General features: G+C 51.4%; 18 protein-coding genes and 1 pseudogene. 12 read left to right on the top strand and 7 right to left on the bottom strand.

Going from position 1 to position 17845, the window contains the following annotated elements:
• Positions 1-53: 53 nt before the first annotated feature.
• A complete protein-coding gene (locus tag ABNS49_RS11275) occupies positions 54-758 on the bottom strand; it encodes a YhfC family glutamic-type intramembrane protease (RefSeq protein ID WP_288342157.1) in 705 nt (234 codons plus the stop codon).
• A gap of 301 nt (positions 759-1059) precedes the next feature.
• Between ABNS49_RS11275 and ABNS49_RS11270 the strand changes: the two genes are divergently transcribed.
• The 4 genes from ABNS49_RS11270 to malQ all read left to right on the top strand — a co-directional run bounded on the left by ABNS49_RS11270 (position 1060) and on the right by malQ (position 5763).
• Positions 1060-2376: an ABC transporter substrate-binding protein gene (locus ABNS49_RS11270; RefSeq protein ID WP_348688193.1), complete on the top strand. Its 1317-nt coding sequence runs from the start codon at positions 1060-1062 to the stop codon at positions 2374-2376.
• A gap of 83 nt (positions 2377-2459) precedes the next feature.
• Complete coding sequence (locus ABNS49_RS11265) at positions 2460-3311, top strand: sugar ABC transporter permease (protein ID WP_135979052.1); 852 nt, start codon at positions 2460-2462, stop codon at positions 3309-3311.
• Positions 3311-4153: a carbohydrate ABC transporter permease gene (locus ABNS49_RS11260; RefSeq protein ID WP_135979051.1), complete on the top strand. Its 843-nt coding sequence runs from the start codon at positions 3311-3313 to the stop codon at positions 4151-4153. The genes ABNS49_RS11265 and ABNS49_RS11260 overlap by 1 nt, the downstream gene beginning before the upstream one ends.
• A gap of 86 nt (positions 4154-4239) precedes the next feature.
• A complete protein-coding gene (gene malQ, locus ABNS49_RS11255) occupies positions 4240-5763 on the top strand; it encodes a 4-alpha-glucanotransferase (RefSeq protein ID WP_135979050.1) in 1524 nt (507 codons plus the stop codon).
• 51 nt (positions 5764-5814) lie between these two features.
• Here the strand turns inward: malQ and ABNS49_RS11250 are convergent, their stop codons facing one another.
• Both ABNS49_RS11250 and ABNS49_RS11245 read right to left on the bottom strand, forming a co-directional pair.
• A complete protein-coding gene (locus ABNS49_RS11250) occupies positions 5815-5967 on the bottom strand; it encodes a hypothetical protein (RefSeq protein ID WP_168353476.1) in 153 nt (50 codons plus the stop codon).
• A 3-nt stretch (positions 5968-5970) separates the two neighbouring features.
• Entirely contained in the window at positions 5971-7725 is a 1755-nt protein-coding gene (locus ABNS49_RS11245; protein ID WP_135979049.1) for a DUF885 family protein, read from the bottom strand.
• 152 nt (positions 7726-7877) lie between these two features.
• Here ABNS49_RS11245 and larC (ABNS49_RS11240) point away from each other — a divergent pair, with 152 nt between their 5' ends.
• From larC (ABNS49_RS11240) to ABNS49_RS11230, 3 genes are read left to right on the top strand one after another with little or no spacing between them, the layout of a single operon-like run.
• Complete coding sequence (larC, locus tag ABNS49_RS11240; protein ID WP_348688192.1) at positions 7878-8816, top strand: nickel pincer cofactor biosynthesis protein LarC; 939 nt, start codon at positions 7878-7880, stop codon at positions 8814-8816.
• Positions 8807-9082 carry a nickel insertion protein gene (gene larC, locus ABNS49_RS11235; RefSeq protein ID WP_348688191.1) on the top strand — a complete coding sequence of 92 codons (276 nt, stop codon included), beginning with the start codon at positions 8807-8809 and terminating at the stop codon, positions 9080-9082. Before larC (ABNS49_RS11240) ends, larC (ABNS49_RS11235) begins: the two co-directional genes overlap by 10 nt.
• On the top strand, positions 9079-10026 hold the full coding sequence (locus tag ABNS49_RS11230; protein WP_135979047.1) for an alpha/beta hydrolase: 948 nt from the start codon (positions 9079-9081) through the stop codon (positions 10024-10026). Before larC (ABNS49_RS11235) ends, ABNS49_RS11230 begins: the two co-directional genes overlap by 4 nt.
• A gap of 34 nt (positions 10027-10060) precedes the next feature.
• On the opposite strand, the gene ABNS49_RS11225 is transcribed toward ABNS49_RS11230, so the two are convergent.
• Together ABNS49_RS11225 and ABNS49_RS11220 are read right to left on the bottom strand one after the other, a co-directional pair.
• A complete protein-coding gene (locus ABNS49_RS11225) occupies positions 10061-10630 on the bottom strand; it encodes a xanthine phosphoribosyltransferase (RefSeq protein WP_135979046.1) in 570 nt (189 codons plus the stop codon).
• The gene (locus tag ABNS49_RS11220; RefSeq protein ID WP_135979045.1) at positions 10605-11774 is read right to left on the bottom strand and encodes a hemolysin family protein; all 1170 of its coding nucleotides are present in this window, start codon (positions 11772-11774) and stop codon (positions 10605-10607) included. The genes ABNS49_RS11225 and ABNS49_RS11220 overlap by 26 nt, the downstream gene beginning before the upstream one ends.
• A 228-nt stretch (positions 11775-12002) precedes the next feature.
• Between ABNS49_RS11220 and ABNS49_RS11215 the strand changes: the two genes are divergently transcribed.
• Positions 12003-13493, top strand: a complete 1491-nt coding sequence (locus ABNS49_RS11215; RefSeq protein WP_135979044.1) for an alpha-amylase — start codon at positions 12003-12005, stop codon at positions 13491-13493.
• A gap of 76 nt (positions 13494-13569) precedes the next feature.
• Here the strand turns inward: ABNS49_RS11215 and ABNS49_RS11210 are convergent, their stop codons facing one another.
• Together ABNS49_RS11210 and ABNS49_RS11205 are read right to left on the bottom strand one after the other, a co-directional pair.
• On the bottom strand, positions 13570-13887 hold the full coding sequence (locus ABNS49_RS11210) for a CBS domain-containing protein (protein WP_277820719.1): 318 nt from the start codon (positions 13885-13887) through the stop codon (positions 13570-13572).
• A pseudogene (locus tag ABNS49_RS11205) lies at positions 13888-14058 on the bottom strand (CBS domain-containing protein); the annotation flags it as partial.
• A 321-nt stretch (positions 14059-14379) separates the two neighbouring features.
• Here ABNS49_RS11205 and ABNS49_RS11200 point away from each other — a divergent pair.
• The 4 genes from ABNS49_RS11200 to ABNS49_RS11185 all read left to right on the top strand — a co-directional run bounded on the left by ABNS49_RS11200 (position 14380) and on the right by ABNS49_RS11185 (position 17817).
• Entirely contained in the window at positions 14380-14859 is a 480-nt protein-coding gene (locus ABNS49_RS11200; RefSeq protein WP_135979042.1) for a sigma-70 family RNA polymerase sigma factor, read from the top strand.
• The gene (locus ABNS49_RS11195; protein ID WP_135979041.1) at positions 14837-16009 is read left to right on the top strand and encodes a hypothetical protein; all 1173 of its coding nucleotides are present in this window, start codon (positions 14837-14839) and stop codon (positions 16007-16009) included. Before ABNS49_RS11200 ends, ABNS49_RS11195 begins: the two co-directional genes overlap by 23 nt.
• Positions 16006-16779 carry a hypothetical protein gene (locus ABNS49_RS11190; protein WP_289108057.1) on the top strand — a complete coding sequence of 258 codons (774 nt, stop codon included), beginning with the start codon at positions 16006-16008 and terminating at the stop codon, positions 16777-16779. The genes ABNS49_RS11195 and ABNS49_RS11190 overlap by 4 nt, the downstream gene beginning before the upstream one ends.
• 114 nt (positions 16780-16893) lie before the next feature.
• Positions 16894-17817, top strand: coding sequence for a patatin family protein (locus tag ABNS49_RS11185; protein ID WP_135979039.1), 924 nt, complete (start codon positions 16894-16896; stop codon positions 17815-17817).
• Positions 17818-17845: the final 28 nt, after the last annotated feature.

Genomic DNA, 17845 nt, shown 5'->3' with positions numbered 1-17845 from the left:
GATATTATTTCATGAATATAAAAAAAACTTCAAGTGAAATGCCCGAAGTTTTTCTATTTGTTTTCTTTTTGATCCATTTTGAACACTTGCGCGATGTACATCGCCATAAGCAGGCCGAACGCGATCATGACTATCAGCAAGATCCACAAGTTCCAGTGCCAGACATTTTGACCGAGTCTGGAAATACAGTTGACAAACGATTCCAGCCCGATGCAAATCCACAGGAACTTTTTCTTTTTTGTCCGCAGCGCCTGCATGATGAGCAGCGACCAGCCGATTTGCATGACGAGCAGGCACAACTGCCCGACACCTTCGGCCAGCATCGCCATCGAGGCTCCCGCCTTTACGATGTACGCGGAAGCGAGAAGGCTGATGATGACGTTCATCCCGACCGTCAGCGCCGTTTCAAAACCTCCATAGCCCAAGCCAAACGCGACCGCGTCCATGTTGGACGTGTCGTGCGCCAAAAAGACTTTGATGATCAAATAGCGGAAAAGCTCTCCCAGCGCGGCGCCGGCCAGAGAAAGAAGAATAATATAGAGGGCGTAATGGCCCGAGATCCACGCTTTCACGGATGGCTCGTTGGCGATCAAGGAGACGACAGGAAGAAACAGCGCGATTTGAAAGAGTATGTATGTGAGCGCGCCAAATAGAAGCAGTTTCCATTTTCCCTCATAATGGAGTCCTAAATAGATGACCAACGCAAGCGGAATCAAAATGGAGCAGCAGATCGCGAAGAACTGCGAAAAAATCAACATAACCGATTACCTCATATTTCTAATGCTTTTTTTGCGTTTCATTCCCTATAATACACAAAAAACGTCAATTTTTCCACAATTTTCCCAAGAATTGATATATATTTTGTAGGCTTTTTTCTTTTTATCACAAGAGAAACGCCCAATGTGTCCTAGTTGGTATTAAAAGTGGAAAAGTTGGTAGTATCGTGCAAGGTGTTCGAAATAATACGAACCATGCTTTATGCTGTGTCATAGTACAAGCGCTTACAATCGTGGCGCAAATGACTGTTTCTTAGAAAACAAAGGAGGAAGTTTTACAATCATGAAGAAATGGCAAACGATGTTGTCCGCAGGTATGGCGGCAACGATGTTACTTGCAGGATGCGGAAGCTCTGATGGCGGAAGCTCTGAGGGGGGCAAGACAGACGGATCGAAAGGTTCGGTTTACTACTTGAACTTCAAACCTGAACAAGACGAGGCATGGCAGAACCTGGCCAAAAAGTATACAGAAGAAAAAGGCGTGGACGTAAAAGTTGTGACAGCGGCTTCCGGACAGTATGAAACGACATTGATGTCTGAAATGGGAAAAAGCGGCGCACCGACTTTGTTCCAGGTCAACGGGCCAATCGGTTTGAAAAACTGGGAAGACTACGCGTACAATTTGAAAGGCACACCGGTTTTTGATCAGTTGACGAGCGACGCTTACGCGTTGTACAACGGCGACGACGATGTTCCGGCAATCGCTTACTGTATCGAATCGTACGGTTTGATCGTAAACGAGAAACTGCTGAAAGAAGCGGGCTACACGGTAGACGACATCAAATCGTTCGACGATTTGAAGAAGGTTTCCGACGATATCGCGAAACGTAAAGACGAGCTTGGATTCACGGCTTTCACATCCGCCGGTATGGATGGATCGAGCGACTGGCGTTACAAAACGCACCTGGCGAACATGCCGATCTACTTCGAATACACGGACAAGGGAATCAACTCTTCCGAAGCAATCGAAGGCAAATATCTCGACGAGTACCGCAAGATTTTCGATTTGTACATTACGGATTCGACGGTTCCGGGAAAAGATCTGGCAGCCAAGACGGGCGACGACAGCCGGAACGAATTTGAAAAAGGCGAAGCCGTATTCTATCAAAACGGTTCCTGGGAATACACGAACTTGAAAGACGCCGGCATGAATCCGGAAGAACTCACGATGATTCCAATTTACTTCGGTGTTGGCGAAGAGGAAAACCAGGGTCTTTGCACCGGTACGGAAAACTACTGGGTTGTAAACAACGAAGCTTCCGAAGAAGACATTCAGGCGACGCTTGATTTCATGGAATGGTGCGTAACGTCCGATGAAGGAACGACAGCGATGGCTGATGACATGGGATTTGTCATTCCGTTCAAAGACGCGAAGAAGAGCGACAACGTATTCGTAGCGAAGAATCAGAAAATGACCGAAGAAGGCAAAACGCCAATCATCTGGGCATTCACGACGATTCCAAGCGAAGAATGGAAAAACGGTGTTGGTTCCGCGTTGACTGCTTACGCAGCCGATCCAACGGACGCAAACTGGGATAAAGTCAAGACCGCATTCGTCGACGGATGGAAGACGGAATACGATCTGACAAACGAAAAATAGACAGCTGTCTAAAGTTTAAACAAAAATGAATGACAGGCAGATAGAAATGTCTGCCTGTTTCATTTGTATATGAAGGAGGTTCTATGGAACGAACATTAAAAAAATATGGTTGGCTGTTCGTGCTTCCGACACTTGCCGCGTTTACGATTGGATTTATCATTCCGTTCGTAGAAGGTTTGTACTTGTCGTTTTGTCAGTTCACGACAGTAGGGAATGCGACTTTTATCGGATTTGAAAACTATGTTTCCGCTTTGACGGACTCATCGTTCATCCAGTCGGCGGGATTCACGATCCTCGTCGCGATTGTGAACGTGCTGGCGATCAATATTCTCGCGTTTGCGCTGGCGATGGCTTTGACGCAAAAATTGAAAGGAACGAATTTGTTCCGTACCGTGTTCTTTATGCCAAACTTGATTGGCGGTATCGTATTGGGCTACATCTGGCAGATCTTGCTCAACTGCGTGCTGTCCATCGTTGGGGAACCGCTGCTGCGTTTGAACGCGACGGCGGGGTACTGGGGCATTATCATCTTGATGTGCTGGCAGCAAATTGGATATATGATGATCATTTATATCGCCGGACTTCAAAATGTGCCGGATGATTTGATCGAAGCCGCGAAAATCGACGGCGCGACCGACTGGCAGATTTTGTGGAAAATCAAGGTGCCGATGATGATGCCATCCATTACGATTTGCGTATTCCTGACTTTGACGAACAGCTTCAAATTGTTCGATCAAAACTTGGCTTTGACGGCTGGTGACCCGAACCACATGACCGATATGCTCGCCCTCAACATTTATCAGACGTTCTATGCGCGCGCTGGTAAGATGTGGAAAGGAATCGGACAGGCGAAGGCCGTTCTCTTCTCGATCGTTGTCGTTCTTGTCAGCTTCTGGCAATTACGGGCAACCCGCTCCAAGGAGGTACAACAATAATGACAAAGAAAAAGAAAGTGATCAATGTCATCCTGCTCGTCATTTTGATTCCGCTCGCGCTGGCCTGGATTTATCCGATTTTCATGATTTTGAACAACTCGCTCAAACTGGAATCGGCCATCACGACAAGCTCGGCTTTCGATCTTGTCAACGCTTCCACGCTGGGCGGACTGGAAAACTACGTAAAAGCGATCAATTCCTTCGGATTTCTCGCTTCGCTGGGTTACTCGGTTTTGATTACGATCACATCCGTGGCGGCTATCATTATCCTTTGCTCGATGTGCGCGTGGTACATTACGCGGGTGCATACGAAGTTTAGCAACTTCTTATACTATTTGTTCGTATTCTCGATGGTCGTTCCGTTTCAAATGGTCATGTTCACGCTGTCGCAGACGGCGGATATGCTGAAGCTGAACAACCCGTTCAACTTGTGGATCATCTATTTGGGATTCGGCGCCGGACTGGCGGTCTTCATGTTTGCCGGTTTCGTGAAGTCGATCCCGGTTGAAATCGAGGAAGCGGCCATGATCGACGGCTGCACGCCGTTGCAGATTTTCTTCAAAGTCGTTGTGCCGATTTTGAAGCCAACCATGGTTTCCGTCGCGATTTTGGAAGCGATGTGGGTATGGAACGACTACTTGTTGCCAACACTGGTATTGGATATCACCAAATACAAGACGATTCCGATGCTCATCCAGTATTTCCGCGGAAGCTACGGCCGTGTCGAGATGGGGCCGATGATGGCGTCCATCATGCTGACGGTCATTCCGGTTATCGTGGTGTACATTTTTGGACAAAAATATATTATCAAAGGCGTGGCGGCTGGAGCCGTCAAAGGCTAAAAAATAAAAGAAATCGCAAAAGCTCAATGCACGATTGGGCTTTTTGCATGTATAATAAAGCCAAGTGAAAGAGAGATATGAATCTTATGAGAAAAAGTGGAGTATTGTTACACATCACAAGCCTTCCTAGTCCATATGGCGTCGGAACGATGGGCAAGGAAGCGTACGAATTTGTAGACTTCCTCAAGGAAAGCGGACAATCGTACTGGCAGATCCTGCCAATTCATCCGACAAGCTTTGGCGATTCGCCATACGCGTCGTATTCGACATTCGCGGGCAATCCGTACTTTATCGACTTCGACATGCTCGCGCAAGACGGGCTGTTGATTCCTGAAGAGTACAACTGGATCGACTGGGAGAATAAAAAAGACGAAGTGGATTTTGGAATTCTTTATAATAACCGCTTCAATGTGCTGCGGCAGGCGACGAACCGCTTTCTGGAAAATCCGGATCCAAAATACGCTGAATTTTTAGAGGAAAACAAGGACTGGGTCGAAGACTACGCTTTGTTTATGGCCCTCAAAAAACATTTTGACGGAAAGCCCTGGTATGAATGGGACGAGGAATACAAGTTCTACGATCCGAAAAAAGCCGAGGAATGGCGCGAAACGTTCAAGGAAGACGTGGATTTCTACAAAGCGCTGCAATTTTTCTTCCGCAAGCAATGGAACGCGATGAAAAAATACGCCAACGAAAACGGCGTGGAAATCATTGGCGACTTGCCAATTTACGTCGCGCGGGATTCGGTGGACGTCTGGTCGCATCCGGAACTGTTCGCCTTGGATGCGGATTTGAATCCGGAACGCGTTGCCGGCTGCCCGCCAGACGGCTTTTCGGCCGACGGACAGCTCTGGGGAAATCCATTGTACAACTGGGACTATCATAAAAAGACCGGATACGACTGGTGGATTCGCCGCATCGCGTACTTGTTGAATATGTACGACGTGCTTCGCATCGACCATTTCCGCGGATTCGATTCCTACTACGCGATTCCGTACGGGGACAAGACGGCGAAAAACGGAAAATGGCTGGAAGGCCCGGGAATCAGCTTGTTCAAAACGCTGGAAGAAAAAATGGGAAAACAGCGCATCATCGCCGAAGACCTTGGCTTCCTGACGCCATCCGTGAAACAGCTGCTGGCCGACACGGCGTATCCGGGCATGAAGATTCTTCAATTCGCCTTCGATTCCCGCGACGCGGCGGCGATGGACTACTATCCGTTCAACTACCCGGCCAACTCGGTCGCGTACACGGGAACACACGACAACGACACGATCCAGGGATGGTTTAAAAACGCCGACAAGGACGACGTGGCGCTGGCCATCGACTACCTTCAGGCCGACGATCCGAAAAACTATCATTGGACGATGATTCGCGAATTGCTGAAATCGCCATCCGATTACGCGATCGTCACCGCGCAGGATTTGCTTGGACTGGACAGCGACGCCCGCATGAACGTGCCAAGCAAGCTGGGGGGCAACTGGGCATGGCGCCTGCTGCCAGGCCAGCTGAACGAAGAAGTGCAAGACGAGCTTCTTCATTTAACCAAGTTGTTTAAACGCTATCCGCTTGAACGTCTGGAAGAAAAAACAGAAAAAACCGAAGCGTAAATAAAAAGCGCCAGCATCCGTAAAATGCGGAAACCGGCGCTTTTTCTTTTGCTAGTCTTCTACGTCGGAATCGTCTGGCTCCAAAGCGGACTCGCCATCCGCTTTCTTTTCATTGCCGTCGGTTAAAGTCTGCCCGATTAGACGGCGCAGGTCCATCCATCCAAGCTGGCGACGCAAGACGTTTGAGAAAAAATCCTGTGACATATTTTATTTTTGTTCCTGAATATACTGGTCGATATTTTGTTTGATCAAGTCAAAATTGACGCTTCCCGCGCTAAGCAGCGCGTTGTTGAAGTCGACTTCGTCAAAGCGGTCTTTCAGCTGTTCCTTCGCGTCCTGGCGAAGCTGGTTGATTTTGTAAAAACCATAGTAGTACGACATGAACACACCCGGATTGTCCGCCAGCTGGGCGTAAATGTCTTCCAGCGCCGCCGCGTCGAACATGTCGAATTCGGATTTGAACGTGTCCAGATCCATGTTTTCATAATGAACGGCGATGTCCATAAGCAAAACGTAGTAGTTCGACATTAAGTCGTTGTACACGTACATATCGACAAGATCCGGGTCGAGATCAAGGAACTTGAGCGCCTGGTTTTCAACGTACGTCGCGTAGCCTTCGCTAAAGCCCGGATTCGACAAAAAGTATTCAATCGTGTACACAAAGTTTTGTTTATTGTATTGCGCCTGGTACATATGGCCGGGAATGCCCTCGTGCGCCAGCGTTTGATAAAGCGAGATCGCGGTCGGATCGTCGCCATAATCGCGGCGGTTGTAACGAATGCGGTACTTGCTGGTGGAATCGACCGCCGGCAGCATAAAGTACGCCACGATGCCTTCCTGCGACTGATCGTCCGCCAGTGGCTGCAAGTCGTATTCCATCGCCTCCAGCTGCGGGAACTGCTTCGAGTAATGGCTGTTCAAATAAATCAAAATGTCGTCCACGCTGGAAAAATCGGTATGCAAAGACATAAAGTCAATCAAGTTGTTCATATCCTCGTCAATCAAAAGCGACATTTGCGCGCTGATTCCACTCAGCTCCTCCTCGATGTTTTTCTTGATTTCCGGAACGCTGTCGTCGGTGCCCGTCGCCTCCTGGACGAGCAGCTCGTAGTATTCCTTACCGTTTTCCAAAGAGGAAAGGCCGGCCAGCGGCTGGATATCCGGCTTCAAAGCGTTCAAACCGTCGATCATCGTCTGGTACGAGGGGAAAAACGCCTCGTCCAGCGCCATGTTGATTTGCTGCTTGTATTTGTCCGTCGCATCCTTGTCCAGCCCGAGCTGTTCGACTTCCACCATCAGTTCCGCCCGCACCGCGCTGTCGGCCTGGGTGTCCAGGGTGTTTTGACACGTCTGGATCGTTTCGTCGTAATCGAGCATGAGCGTGTCGCGCTCCGCCTGCTTTCGCGAATAATCCAAAGCGTCTTTCGTGTATCGCGGCACATCTTGAATCAAGGTGATCAGCGGGGCGATATCCGCCTCCTCGCGCAGCTCGTATTCGCTAAAGAAGGAAATCAGCGACTGCGGCAATCCGTTCATCGTGCTCCACACGTTGCCCAAATAGCGGAATTTTTCTTCTTCCTCCTTGTCGCTTTGCTCAAACTCGTATTGCAGCTGATCGTAAATGCGCTGCTGCCGGGAATCCAGACTGGACCGGTCAAACGTGTCGAGCTGTTTGTCCAGCTCGTCCTCAAGGGCGAGCGTCTTTTCATCCGGCTCGATGGAACCAAGCGTGATTGTGACATCTTTCATGTCGATCCCGTATTTTTCCGGGTGTTCAAAATAGTGATGCAGCGTCGTGTAGTCGTTTTCGGCGACTTTGACGACATAGTCGTTCAAGTATTCGGTAAACGATTCGTTTTTCGAGGCGCTAGCCGGTGGCTCGTCGGGCTGGGACGGAGCGGCCGAACAGGCGCTTAAACCAAGCGCGAGCGCCAGCAAAAGAGCAATTTTTCTTTTCATCATGTTTTCATCCTTTTCATTTCTTGACCATATTATAACGAAAAGGAACGGGAAAGTGCAATTTTCCGAAACGGGTCTTGATGATGTGCACAATCGCCGGTAAATGGTATAATGAACGCAAAGATTTTGGAAGAAAAGAAGAGGTTGATTTCATTATGAAAACTTTATTCATCGAATGCGGCATGGGCGCCGCCGGCGACATGCTGACCGCCGCCTTGTTCGATTTGGTCGAAGAGAAGGAAACGATGCTGGCGCGAATGAACGCCATCGGTCTGGAAGGCGTTCACGTCCATATCCATCCCGTCCAGCAATGCGGGATCCAGGGCTTGCACGCCCAAGTCCACGTTCACGGCCACGAGGAAGGCGAACACGAGCATGCGCATGACCACGACCACCCGCATGCCGGGCATGGACACGAGCACGCGCATTCCCACCACACGTTAAGCGATGTCCACCGCATCATCCACAAGCTCAACGTTTCGGAAACGGTCAAGGAAAACGCGGTCGCCGTGTACCGGCTGATCGCGCAAGCGGAAGCGAAAGCCCACGACATGCCGATTACGAACATTCATTTTCACGAAGTCGGCACGCTGGACGCCATCGCCGACATCGTGTACGTGTGCATGCTTCTCGAACATCTCGCCTTCGATCAAATTGTATGCTCTCCGGTTTGCACGGGAAGTGGAACGGTGCGCTGCGCCCACGGGATTTTGCCCGTCCCCGCGCCGGCGACCGCCTACTTGCTCGAAGGCATTCCGGCGTATGCCGGTACGATCCAGACCGAGCTTTGCACGCCGACCGGCGCCGCGCTCCTCAAGCATTTCGTCGACCGGTTTTGCGAAATGCCTGTGCTGCGCACGCGCAAAATCGGCTATGGCATGGGAACGAAAACGTTTGAACGAGCCAACTGTCTTCGCGTCTTTTGGGCCGAGGACGAGGAGGCGAGTGACGAAGTGTACGAGCTGCGCTGCAACATTGACGACATGAGCGGCGAAGAGCTTGGCTTCGCGATGGACCGCCTGTTTGAAAGCGGGGCCCGCGACGTGTTTTTGATTCCGCTAACCATGAAAAATCCCGTCCCGGCGTGTTGTTGAGCGTGATTTGCGCGACTGCGGAAAAAGAGGCGATGGTCCGCGCCATCTTCCGGCACACGACCACGCTTGGCATTCGGGAAAGCCGGTGTTCGCGCTACGTGCTCAAACGCCACATCGAACAAGAGGAAACCCGTTTTGGAACCATTCGAAAAAAGGGCGCGTCCGGCTACGGGATTTTGAAAGAGAAATACGAGTACGAGGATTTGGCGAAATTCGCCAAGGAAATGGGAATTTCTTTATTTGAAGTGAAAAAGAGGTTGAAATGAAAAAGAAACTGCTGTTTTTGCTGGGCGCGGTTTCCGTGCTCGGCGCCTACTACTATCAGGAACGACGAAAAAAGTTCGACGTGCCATCCGCGTACCGGCCGCTGTCGATGGTCACGACACCGCCTTGGGCGCTGGAGAAACCCGTCGTCAAAGCGGCCAACGAATTGCTTAGCCGGTTGCCAAGAAAAGACGTGGACGCGTTCGTGAGCGAGGAAACGTTGAATGGCGTTCCCGTGACGATTTACAGCGCCACCAACGAGGAGGCGCCCGTCGTGCTGTATTTCCATGGCGGCGCGTTCGTCTACGAAGCCGGGCCCCACTACCATGAAATGATGGCCGACTACGCCAACGCGAGCGGGTGCACGATTGTATTCGTCCACTATCGTCCGGAGGCGTATCCCGCGCCGCTCGCCGACGCGATCCAGGTTTTGAAAGCCGTCTATGAAACGACCGGAAAGCCAGTCGGCGTGGCGGGCGACAGCGCGGGTGGCTGCCTTGCGGCCGCGCTCAGTCTTTGGGCGCGTGATCATGGCATGCCGCTGCAGGCCCAAATGCTGATTTATCCTGTGCTCGATCGCGAGATGACGAGCGTGTCGATGCAGGAGTATACCGACACGCCGTTGTGGAACGCCCGCGCCAATCGGGCGATGTGGGAAAACTACACGCAAAACGGCGATTTTGGCTATCCGCAATACGTGTCCCCGATGAGGGAAACGGATTTTTCCGGCTTGCCTTCGACGTACATCGAGGCGCAGCAATTCGATTGCTTGCGTGACGAGGATTTAGAATACGGCCGCCGCTTGTTTGAGGCGGGCGTGCCTGTGCGCACGTATTTGAACAAAGGATTGTTTCATGGCTTCGACGTGTTGTATTCGCAAGACAAAACCAGGGAAATCGTCTTACGGCGCGCGCGGCGGCTCAAGGAAATGATGGAAAACGTCTAGTTCGCTAGGCGCTTTTTTTACAAAAAAAGGGCACTCATTGTGCCCAGTGGATCGTCCCGTTTTCAATGGCCGCGATGGATGCGACGGCGCAGAAGTCGTAGCCGCGCCCGACAACGTATTGATGGCCGGCTTGAAAGCGTTTCTCGATGCAAATGCCGACGCCAGCGATGTGCGCACCGGCTTGATGGATCAGCGACTCCGCGCCTTTGAACGCTTCGCCGTTGGCTAAAAAGTCGTCAATAAACAAAACGCGTTCGTCTGGCTCGATCAAGCCACTTTCCATGCAAACGTTGTATGATTTCTGCTTAGTAAAAGAAAACACCTGAACGCAAAGCGGCTGCCGCATCGTCCGTGGCTCGCTTTTTTTCAAAAAGATAACAGGAACACCCAGTCTTCTCGCCGTGGCGTAAGCCGGCGCGATCCCGCCCGTTTCAATCGTCACGACTTTGGTGATGCCGGCGTTTTTAAAATGATTCGCCAAACATTCGCCAATCGTTTCAATGAGCGGAATGTCAAGCTGATGATTGAGAAACGAATCGACTTTGAGCACGTCGCCGCCCAGCAGGACGCCGCACTGCTCAATTTTCTTTTTCAGTGGATTCATCCAATAAGACTCCTTTTTCCAGTTTGGTGACAATGGTTTGCCCGATTCGATGGTTTTTGATTTCCTTCACATGGATGTCAAGCGGTCCAAGTACAATGTCGAATTTGGTGCCATCTTGCGGAATGTGGCCGTAGCTGCCCAAAACGTAGCCGCTAAACGTGTCGTATTCTTCGACCGGCAGCGGGACGCCTAGCTTTTTTTGCACTTCGTCCAAATCGGCCAGACCATAGATCCGCCACTGGTTTTCGTTGATGGGGTCGATTTCCTCCGGTTCGATTTCGTCGTCGACTTCGTGCATCTCGCCCAAAATCGTTTCAATGATGTCGTGGAGCGTGACGATGCCGGTCATTCCGCCATACTCGTCGAGCACCACCGCAAAATATGTCCGGTGGTTTTTCATCTCGAAAAAAAGATGGTCGACTTTGACGTTTTCGCTGACAAAAAGCGGCTGGTCGACAGCGTGCTTGAGGACGTTGGCTTGACATGTGTCCTCGAGCCGGAAATAGTCGCGGGTATCCAGAATTCCGACGATGTCGTCGTCGTCCTTCCCCGTCACAGGATAAAACGTGTGCCGGTTGTCGTGAATGATCCGCTTCCAGGTCTGGTCGTTTTCATCCAGCGAGAGCGAGACGACTTGCGAGCGATGCGTGCAAATTTCCTCGATCGAGGTATCGTCCAGCTCGAACACGTTTTCGATAATGTCTTTTTGTGGCTCGTCGATGTTTTCGCTTTCGCTGGCCGCGTTGATCATTTCCCGAATGTCCTCTTCGGAAATTTTTTCCTTCACCGGTTTTGGATCTATGGGAATCAGGAAAGTGAATAAGGCGAACACGCGGGCGATGGAACGAAAGAGCGGGAGCGACCGTTCGCAAAGCGCTTCGTGTGTGGAAGCCCAGCGGCACGGCAGCAGCTCGCCAAAAATAAATACGATATATAAATAGAGCGCCAGCTCTATATAAGGATTGACGACGCGGGAGCGAAGGCAGAAAAACAAGCCGGCGCACAGCGCGAGCAGTTTCAGCCAAAGAATCGTCTTGCTTGTTTGCTTAAAGACCTGGTCCGGGTCGTCGGCAATAGCGGTTTGCCCGAAAGTGAAAAATCCGTAAAGAGCCACGCACAGGATGCTCAAGGTCAACGGCTCCATAAGGCTGCTCCTTCCGGATGGGTTTTGGGCTTGGGCCAACTATCGTCTGATTTCATAAATTTGTTTGCTTCCTTTCTTTTCTTGAACAGTACAATCATACACAATTTAAAAGACGTTTTCAATGTGGCGCCAGGCCGGGTGCGTCGCAGCCGCCAAAAATGAAACCGTTTACGAAAGGCGGCGCATGTCTTTCGCTTTTTGACTGGCAGGTGTGGTAGAGTTAAGCATATGAAAAAAACGATGATCCAGTACTTTGAGTGGGATTTGCCGGCCGATCGCACTTTGTATAAAAAACTGACAAACGAAGCTTCCTCCCTGGCCCGGACCGGCTTTAATATGGTGTGGATGCCGCCAGCCACCAAAGGGGCGGGCGGAGTCTTCGACGTTGGATACGGCGCGTACGATTTGTACGATTTAGGCGAATTCAACCAAAAAGGCAGCCGGAGTACAAAATACGGAACGAAGGCGCAGTACTTGCGCGCGATTGGCGCGCTCCAGCACAAGCAAATCGACGTCATCGCGGACGTGGTGCTCAATCATAAAATGGGCGGCGACACGCTTGAGGACGCGATCGCCAGCACCGTGATTCGCTACGATCGCAACGAAGTGCAGGAAGGCACGCATCCTGTCAAAACGTGGACGGGCTTCACGTTCGCGGAAAGAAACAACACATATTCCTCGTTTCAATGGACATGGCGCCATTTCACGGGCACCGACTACAACGCCGCGACGGGTCAAAACGATATTTTGCTGTTTGAGAACAAGCGGTGGAACGACCGCGTCAGCCATGAAAACGGCAATTACGATTTTATTATGGGCTGCGATGTCGATTTCACGAATCCGGACGTTCTTTCGGAATTGTACACGTGGGGCCGCTGGTACACCCAACTCACGGGCATCAACGGATTCCGGCTGGACGCGGTCAAAAACATCGACTCTTCCTTTTTTAAATGCTGGCTGGAGGAAATGCATCGAACCGGCAACCATCCGGACTTCGCGGTTGGGGAGTTTTGGACGGGCGACCTTTGGGAGCTTAAACAATATTTAAAGGATTGCGACTACTGCATGCGCCTCATGGACGTGCCGCTTCATTACGAGTTGCAGCGCGCTTCGATGTCGAACGGAACGTACGATATCCGGCATTTGTTTTTGAACACCCTCTCGCGCACCGATCCACATCACGCGTGCGCGTTTGTCGACAACCACGACACGCAACCGGGACAGTCGCTGGAAAGCTGGGTGCTGGACTGGTTCAAAACGGCGGCGTACGCGTCGATCCTGTTGTATAGATGCGAATGTCCGTGCGTTTTTTATGGCGATTATTACGGCTTGCCTTCCTCGGGACGGGAGCCGGTGCACAATTTGCGGGAAATGGTTTGGATCCGCAGCCATCTGCTGAGCGACAACATGTTGGATTTGTTTGACGAGGACCGGCAGAAGGCGTGCTGGATGGCGTATGGTCCCCATCCGGTTGTCGTGATTTACACAATCGCGGACTGGAAGGAAAAAGTGTTCACCGAGCCAAACTACGCGGGATACCGGATGGTGGATGTGATGGAGCCTTCGCACGTCGAAACGTTTGACGCGCAGGGAACGATTCGCGTCACGTGCCGCCCGGGCTGCGCGTCGGTGTACATTTTGGAAAAGGACTACACGCGGATGAAAAAGGAACTGGAAAAAGCCGTGCCAAAGCGCGGACGAAAAACGAAACGGATTTAAGATGCCTCCGGGCGTCTTTTTTTGCGCGCACGTAAAAAAGCCCGCGTCAAACGGGCTTTTGGCTGTCAGGCTTTCATCAACGAAGTGTAAATATAGGATTCAGTTTCTGCGGACCGGCATCTTTTTTCTGCAAGGCATTTTGGTAGGGGGAAAGGTCGGCCGAATGATGCGTCATCAAGTACGAGATGATCGTCTTTCGGGTCACGATCCCGATAAAAATGTTGCGGTCGTCAACGACTGGCACGTAGTTTTGCTCAAGCGAACGATTGAACAACTCACTCATTGAGATGTTGAACGGCACGGCAGGCATGAATCCATCGCGGACGAGCTCGCTGATTTCCACCGTGGAAATTTGCTCGTGCGTGATGTGCGGGTGATCTGTGATGTAGTACAAGAAATCCCCTTCGGTTACAGATCCTAAATAGTGGCCTTGATAGTCGATGACCGGAGTCGCGGTGAATCCGCTTTCCCTAAAAATGCGGAGGCCTTCACCGAAACTCAGGTTCCCATATAAATAATGGGTGTTTTTTTTGTTTTTTAAAAAAAAGAAAATGTTTTGTTCCATGAACTCCTATTACTCTCTATTCCGATTCTAAAATACAATCATCGAACCGGTTTCAAAAGAAAATGGGAAATTAGGGTGCCAGACAAAAGTCCCCTTCTTTTGTATCTGGTTTCATTATATCCTAAAACAAAAAAGATCTTTGTTTTTTTTGAACAATGAACCATTTATGCCGAAAGACCGGTCGATTCCACCGGATCTTTCCGCTTTGTTCTTATATTGTAACAAAATATATAATACAATCCAAGGAGCGCAATAATTTTTTTCTCTTCCCCCTGTAACAAATCCATTCTTTTGCGCATGAATAGATGAAAGGAGAAAAGCATGGAAAATTTTGAACAAGTGTATCAGGAGCACGCCCGACTCGTTTACCGCTATCTTCTTTCTCAATGCCATGACGAATTTGTCGCGGAGGAGCTTTGCCAGGAAACGTTTTACCAGGCGTTTCGCTCTTTAAAGCAGTACGACGGGACATGCCGTTTATCGACGTGGCTTTGCGCGATCGCGAAAAACCAGCTTCGTGCCTACCGTCGCAAGCATCCGGCCATGGAGGAACTTGACGACCGTTGGCTGGCCGCCTCGAGCGAAAACGAGCGCGGAAAAGTCGAATTGCTCCGGGCGATGCAGACGTTGCCGGCCCCGCAGCGGGATATCGTGTATTTGCGGATGTATGGCAATTTGAGCTTCGCGCAAATCGGCGACGTGCTTGAAAAAAACGAGACTTGGGCGCGAATCAATTTTTATCGAGCCAAGGAAAAGCTGCGAAAGGAGATGGAAAACAATGAAAACGAATTTACCGCATGAGGTGGTGCTCGACTTGCTGCCGGGTTATATCGAGCATTTGAACCACCCGGAAACGGACGCGCTCGTCCAGGCGCATTTGAACGCGTGCCCGTCGTGCGCCCAAACGTATGCGCGCATGGCGCACGAAATGGACAGCCCGCCCGAACACGCGCATGAAATCGACTATTTGAAGAAGATCCGGCGGCGCGGCCGGTGGAAAGTCGCGGGCGCGGCGCTGCTGGCTATCGTGCTGGTTTTTGGAAGTTTTGGCTTTTGGACTTACGGAATCGGCAAGATGGCGCCGACCCGGTCGCTTCGGTATTTTCTGTATGTGAGCGAACCGTGCGTCGTCATCGACGGGTCGATGTTGAACGAATCGGAAACCGTCAAAGGCGTCCAGTGGAAGCAGGACGGATCGACGTTGGTTGCCACGATTCGCACGGTTCCGAAGCGAACCGACGCGTCTTCGACGTTTCACTCGCAGTATTCGCCAAGCGCGCCTGTCGAAACGGTTGTCGTCAACGGGCGCGTCGCCTGGGAAAACGGGGAAAAAATCGAGCAGTCGACGAGCCGGCTTTACGACTTGCGAACCCCGGGTGGCGACGATTTGGAAAAGATCCGCCAGATCGTGGCGTTCGATGGCGCGATCCAGGACTTCGATGTGGCGTTCGAGGCCGGAACGGTGTCCATCGAAACGCCGGAAGACGTCGACGCGACCGCGATGAAAGCGGCGTCGCAGCGGCTGCTTGCCTTGGTCCAGGTGGCGCATACCGTGCGCTGGAACGACCGCGTTTCCTATCGTTGTTCGGATTTTTTGGAAGGGGACAAGCTCAAGGAGGCGTACGACCATCCACTCGTCTTGCAGCAGGCGCTGCAAAGCGGGCAGGCGAACCGGACGATTGCGTATGCGTGGGACGATCCAGCCATCGAAATGGTGGAACTTCGTTTGTGGAACGGAGATGAACTGCGGAAACGATTTGGAACCACGTCGGCAGGACAGTCGAAAGTGCCGCTGGAGGATGGTCCGGTGACGATTGGCGTGCGGGCGAAAAAGGAAGGCGAATGGCATGATTTTGGCACGCGAAAACTGGAACTGGACCCGGATACGTATTCGGTGCTCGTTGAGGTGAAAGCAAACGGATTCGATGTGCAAGGAGGTGGAATCCAATGAAACGATGGAAAGCGGGTTTGATGGTGGCGCTGCTGGCCGGTATGGCGGGGTGCGCCCCGATGAGTCAGCCGGTCGCAAAGGAGAGCGTTGTGCATACGCTGGAAACGGCGTATCGGCAGGCGAAGGACGCGAAAGAAAGCGCGTACCGGATGGAAACGGCTTCTCTGGACGCGCAAATGGATACGGGAAACTGGCAGCGGGAAATGATGTGGGAAGAAGGCGGCGCCACTTACGAGTACATAGAGTACGCGCACAAGGATTTGCCGGAGGAGGACGCGGGATTTACCCTTTTCCGGCAACAGGAAAACACATGTTTGACAATCCGGGGCACGCGTACGGAAGATGATTTTTTGATGGAGTCGTTTTGGGTGGAAGAAAACACCCAAAAGGCCGGGATGGCGGTATCGGCGCTTGAACCGCTTTTGGATGTGCAGGATGGAAGCATGCGTGGCGTCAATCCGGATTACACGTTTGAGCAGGATGGAACCGTGATTCGGGCGCGCTTGGCGGATCGGGCGCGAGCGGAGGAGGAAGCGCTGAATCGGGAAGGCGACGATCTTGTGGCCATCAAAATAGAGCGGGATGAATATGAGATCGCGGTGGACGCGCAGGGTGCGCTTCAGCGGATGAAGCATGTCGTGGCCCGGACGTTTGAGGATATGGATCAGGCGTGGCCGATTTCCCAGGAGTCCACCATCACCAAGACCGGATCCTTTTTGTCGACGGCCGAAAGAGCGGCGCTGATCGGACTGTTTGACGAGCTACCTTAAAAATTTGCCAGCCATAGGGTGGTGTGGTACCATGGGGAAGCTTGCTTGTGCGTCAAGCCAGGTCAAGCGGAAAAAACACACTATAATGGAGTTTGAATATGAGAGGTACCGCAAATGGCAGTAAACAATGAAAAAGTGTTTTCCGGTCTTGTTTATTTACCAAAAGGCCGGGCGGACGATACAGTGATTGAGGGCTGCATCGTATTGGAGGGCGGCGCTTTTCGCGGCGTGTATGGCGAAGGCGTTTTGGACGCTTTGATGGAAGCGGGCATCAATATGCAGACGACGATTGGAACGTCGGCAGGCGCATTGAATGGCATGAATTATGTGTCGGGACAAATTGGACGGTCGGCCCGAATCAATTTGGAGTATCGTCACGATTCCCGGTACGTGGGCCGGCAGGCGCTCATACACAACGGGGGCGTGGTTGGTTTTGATTTCGCGTTGCAGCAGGATTTGGAAGACAATCCGTTTGATATGGAGCGGTTCATGGATCCGCGTCGCCGCTTTATCGCGGTCGTGACCAATATCGCGACGGGAAAAGCGGAATATATGGAAAAGGGAAAGGTCGACAACATTTTGAAGGCGATCCAGGCGTCCGCGTCGATGCCGATTTTCTCCCGGGCAGTGGAAATCGACGGGCAGTACTACCTGGATGGCGGTTGCGCGGATAAGATCGCCTTTCAATGGGCGCTGGATCAGGGGTTTAAGAAAATCGTGGTTGTCAAGACCCAGCCGGACGACTATCGCAAGCCGCCGATGAGCGAAAAGGAAAAGAAAGCGTTCAATACCGTGTTTCGCAACCATCCGCAGTTTTGCGACGTGTTTGCGAAATCCAACGATTTGTACAACGAGCAATGTGACGAGATCGCGCGTCAGCATCGTCGGAAAAACCTGTTCGCGATCGCGCCAAGCGAATACATTCCGGTTTCCCGGCTGGAAAAAGACATGGAGAAGCTGGGACGGTTGTATTATTTAGGCTATCACGATGGCCGGAAAATCATTCCGGCGCTGAAGCAGTATTTGGAAATCGACTAGAAGCTGAAGCGATTCAGCTTCTTTTTTT

The organism is uncultured Dubosiella sp. (genome assembly GCF_964018005.1).
In the GTDB taxonomy this organism is placed as follows: Bacteria; Bacillota_I; Bacilli_A; order Erysipelotrichales; family Erysipelotrichaceae; genus Dubosiella; species Dubosiella muris.
The sequence above is the reverse complement of the archived record's forward strand: the minus strand, read 5'-3'. Positions and strand labels throughout refer to the sequence as shown.